This is a genomic window from Streptomyces sp. NPDC006265 (genome assembly GCF_040613555.1).
Lineage (GTDB): Bacteria > Actinomycetota > Actinomycetes > Streptomycetales > Streptomycetaceae > Streptomyces.
In genome coordinates this window covers 1-3,847 of record NZ_JBEXSH010000856.1, presented here as the reverse complement: position 1 = coordinate 3,847, position 3,847 = coordinate 1, and the positions used below count along the sequence as shown (strand labels likewise).

General features: G+C 69.0%; 3 protein-coding genes. 2 read left to right on the top strand and 1 reads right to left on the bottom strand.

Going from position 1 to position 3,847, the window contains the following annotated elements; genetic code table 11:
* Window positions 1-116: 116 nt before the first annotated feature.
* On the bottom strand, window positions 117-1,100 hold the full coding sequence (locus ABZ281_RS41480; protein ID WP_356663113.1) for an LAETG motif-containing sortase-dependent surface protein: 984 nt from the start codon (window positions 1,098-1,100) through the stop codon (window positions 117-119).
* Between the two features lie 372 nt (window positions 1,101-1,472).
* On the opposite strand from ABZ281_RS41480, the gene ABZ281_RS41475 reads away from it, so the two are divergent.
* Both ABZ281_RS41475 and ABZ281_RS41470 read left to right on the top strand, forming a co-directional pair.
* The gene (locus ABZ281_RS41475) at window positions 1,473-2,054 is read left to right on the top strand and encodes an SMI1/KNR4 family protein (RefSeq protein WP_356663112.1); all 582 of its coding nucleotides are present in this window, start codon (window positions 1,473-1,475) and stop codon (window positions 2,052-2,054) included.
* 164 nt (window positions 2,055-2,218) lie between these two features.
* Window positions 2,219-3,307, top strand: coding sequence for a hypothetical protein (locus ABZ281_RS41470; RefSeq protein ID WP_356663111.1), 1,089 nt, complete (start codon window positions 2,219-2,221; stop codon window positions 3,305-3,307).
* Window positions 3,308-3,847: the final 540 nt, after the last annotated feature.

The window sequence follows — 3,847 nt, the reverse complement described above, 5'->3', positions numbered from 1 at the left end:
CATCGCGGGGGGGCCGCCGATGGCCTGAGCCGCCGCGGCACCCACAAGCGGCACCTGCGCCCCCCTCCGAGCGCAGGTCCCTCTTCTGTGTGCAACGGCCCGTCGGCCGCTACGGCTTACGCCTGCACGCCGGCCTTGCGGCGACGGACCACGAAGATCGCACCGGCACCGGCGACCACAGCGGCACCGCCGACCAGGCTGATCATCGGCAGGGCGGAGCTGGAACCGGTCTCGGCGAGGCTGCCGGTGACCTCCGGCGTGTTGCCGCTCGGCTTCTCGTCGGTGACGGGCGCCTTGCCGCCTTCCTGCGGCTTGGTGCCGCCGGTGTCCGTACCGGCCGAGACGATCTGGAACTTGTACGACACGTCGCCGAAGCCGATGCACTCGTCGTCGTTGTCGCCGTAGATCGTCGCGCCGAGCGAGAAGCCAGAGCCCACCGGAGCGGACTTGCTGACGTTGAGGCGCAGCGGGATGTTGACCTCGTAATCGGGCTTCAGCTCGTCGGTGTAGCCGACGTAACCGACGGCGTAGCCGCCCTCGTTCAGGTCGGTCCAGACCTTGCCGTCCGGGTCCCAGGCCTGGAGCTTGACCTGCTTGCTGGTGAACAGCTCCTCACCGTTCTTGTCGGGGGAGGCCCCGGCGAAGAAGTCGAGGTCGTTCAGCGTGGAGTCGGAGTTGTTCAGCACGTTCAGCGAGAACTTGTGCCAGCCGCTGCCCGCCGCGATCTTGCCGGGCAGGCCGGAGATGCTGACGTCGATCTTGGTGTCCTCGCACACCGAGGGCTCGGGGTCGGGGGACTCCGACTCCTCGGGCTCGGAGGCGCTGGGCGCCGGGGAGGACTCGCTGGCGGACGCGCTCGGCGAGCTGGACGTCTCGGGAGCGGACTCGCTCGCGGACGTGCTCGGAGCCGGCGTCGTCTCGGCGGGCGTGGACTCGGTCGCAGATGGCGAGGCCGACGTCTCGGGAGCGGATTCGCTCACCGACGCGCTCGGCGTGGGCGTCGTTTCGTCGGTCGCGTATGCGGCCGGTGCCGCGAGCAGTGCCACCGGGGCTATGACCGCCGTAGCGGCCGCTGCTGCCATGGCGCGGCGAAGCTTCATGAAGACCTCGGAGAGTCCGGCGTACCGCGGGATGCGGTACGAACGTTGGGGGAGGCCTCCGCGTGTGGGGCGCGGGTGTGGCCCTTGGTTCGCCGTGTTTGATCAGTGAAACCTGTGAATGGTTGTACTGGCCCTAACAAGGTTCTTATGTGTCCTGCGTCACAAGTCCGTGCCGGCGTCGAGGGGTCGTCGACCGGGCGCGGCCAGATGCTCGCGAAGGACGCACCGGGCAGGTCCCGACTCGGCACCCCGTCGAACATCGAGTAGAACTACGTGATCGTCGAGGACGGCGTCAGCAAACACTGCGTGGTCCACCAGACCCCGACCGGCGGTACTACGACCGGCTCTGCCGACTGTCCCAGGAGGTGACGTATGAACTACGAAGACAAACTGGCCGTGCTCCTGGGCAATCCGTTGCACCGAGGGGATCCGGAGGCATGGATTTCCCTCGAACGGGAGCTGGGTGTCCGACTGCGGGACGACTACAAGCAGTTCATCGACGCATACGCCCCGGTCCGGCTCAACGGCCATCTGCACTTCGACCACCCCGCCCACGCGGACTGGAACCTGGCGCAGTGGATCACCGAGACGGTGGAGATCTACCGCACTCTCGACTGGGATCTCAGCTGCCCCGACTTCGCCTCCGAGGACCCGAGGTTCGGCGGCCCCGACCAGTTGATCCCGCTCTTCGGGTCCGACCGGGGAGAGTGCTTCTTCTTCAAGCCCGGCGACGAGCCCCGCATCTACGTCTACGTCGGTGCCGACGACGACTTCTACCGCTACGACGTGGGGTTCGCCGAGTGGCTGTACCGCTACCTCCAGGGTGAGGACATGGCCGGCCCCAACAGCAGCGCCTACTATCCGGGCCCGGTCCGCTTCGACGCTCTGCCGTATGCCTCGAAGGGCAAGGGAGAGTTCTGGTTCGGTCCAGCCAGGCCGGACCGGGCGGAGTAGCGACGGCGGCGACCACAGCCGTGTCCGAGGGCTGACGTACGCTCGGCCGTCCGACAGGAGATCACGAGAAAGCGCGAAGAATCATGGCCGACAGATCGCCAGAAGGCCCCAGACCCGGTCCCGGTGAAGAGTCCGGAACCTCCTCGTCGTCCATACCCGACGGCATGTGGGAGAAGTTCCTGGAGGACAGCGAACGCGACATCCGTTCCTCCGCCCCGAAGGAGCCGTCCGCGCGAGCGCGCATGGTGACCGAGCGGCTGCGCAAGCAGGACGCCCGGGGTGAGTTGCCGCCCGGGTGGCGCACCGGCCCGGCCTGGCAGGAGATGAACGGCAGTGCGGCCCGGCGCCGCAAGTTGCGGGCCGTGTTCGGCGTGGCCCTCGCGGCGGCCGTGGTGCTGGTGGCGCTGAAGCCGTCGCTGCTGCCCGGTGATCCCTTCGGCGCCGGGACGGCCGAGGCCGCGGACGCCTCGCCCCTGCCCGACGAGACGGCGCCCCCCACCGCCGCGCCCGAGTCGCCGGATCCCGAAACCCCCACCCTGGACGAGCCGTTCGCCGGCTCCCCGGCCCTGCGCTGGGCCGACGGCGAAGCAGGCATCGTGCTGCCCGAGGCCAAGGCGGTCGGCGCGGTCTCCAAGGACCGTGTGAAACAGGCGCTGAAGCTGACGAAGAAGCTGCTGGTGGGTGCCAACCTCGACCCGAAGGCAGTGCGTGGCGCACGCCCCGATGCCGCGTTCTCCGTGCTGGACCCCAAGCAGCCGGACGTCGTCGACCGTCTCGAGACCGCCCTGCGCTCGCCGAGCAGGAAGAAGGACCCGGTGGCCCTGTTCAGCCGGTTCGACCCCGACGAGATACGGCTGGTCGGCGACGTGATCAAGACGCGCGGCCACATGACGTTCAAGAAGGGCGAGCACGGGGGCGTCGCCGTACGTGCCGACTACACCTTCGTCTACCCGGTGTCGCGCGCGGACGGTTCCACCGAGGTCACCCGCACCATCGTGCGCCGCGCGCTCGAGACGGAACTCGCCGACCCCGCCCGGTACCAGGTCACCCCGGGCCGGCTGCTCGTCGTGGAGTACGACCAGGAGATAGGCAACTCCACGTGCTTCGTCTACGACGGTTATCTGCATCCGGAGTTCTCGTCGAGCACCTCTGCGGGCTCGACTCCGAGCGGCCCGGCCGTGGATCCGTACGACCGGAGCAGGAGCGTCGACGACGGCGACCGTGAGGACTGCGGCACGGTGACCCGCACCTGACGCTCCGCCGGACGATCGCCGGCGCAGAGCGAAGGGCCCTGCGGGGTGGAGCCGCAGGACCCTTCTTCTCGTCAGCACCGACGTCAGGGCAGCGCCGGTGCCTGGAAGCGGCGCCGGGGGGTAGCGCCGCTGGTCTGTACCTCTGGCAGTGTGGGCAATGCGGGTGTCGGCGGGGGGACTTGGGCTGTGTACGCATCGTGCTGGATGAACGCGGCGCCCGCAACCGTTTGACCCAGACTTGTGCATTTATGCAAGGTCCGCCGGTCGGCCCCGGGCGTCCCCGGGGCCGACCGTTCTCTTGGGTGACCGGGCTGCTGTCCCCTGCCGTCCGATCACTTCCCTGGAGCGAGGTCCCACGACGCACGGCACGATCCGTGCGTCTCATCGCCCCAGTGAGCCACGCGTGGTTCTCTCGGGCCCGCGCCTGGCTGGCACGGACACCGGGACCAACGAGGTGGTGCGGGGGCGGTCACGCGCCGTATGGGTGAGATACGGGTGAGAGGGGTGCGCACGTCTGTCCCGGGAACACGCTTCCCGGAC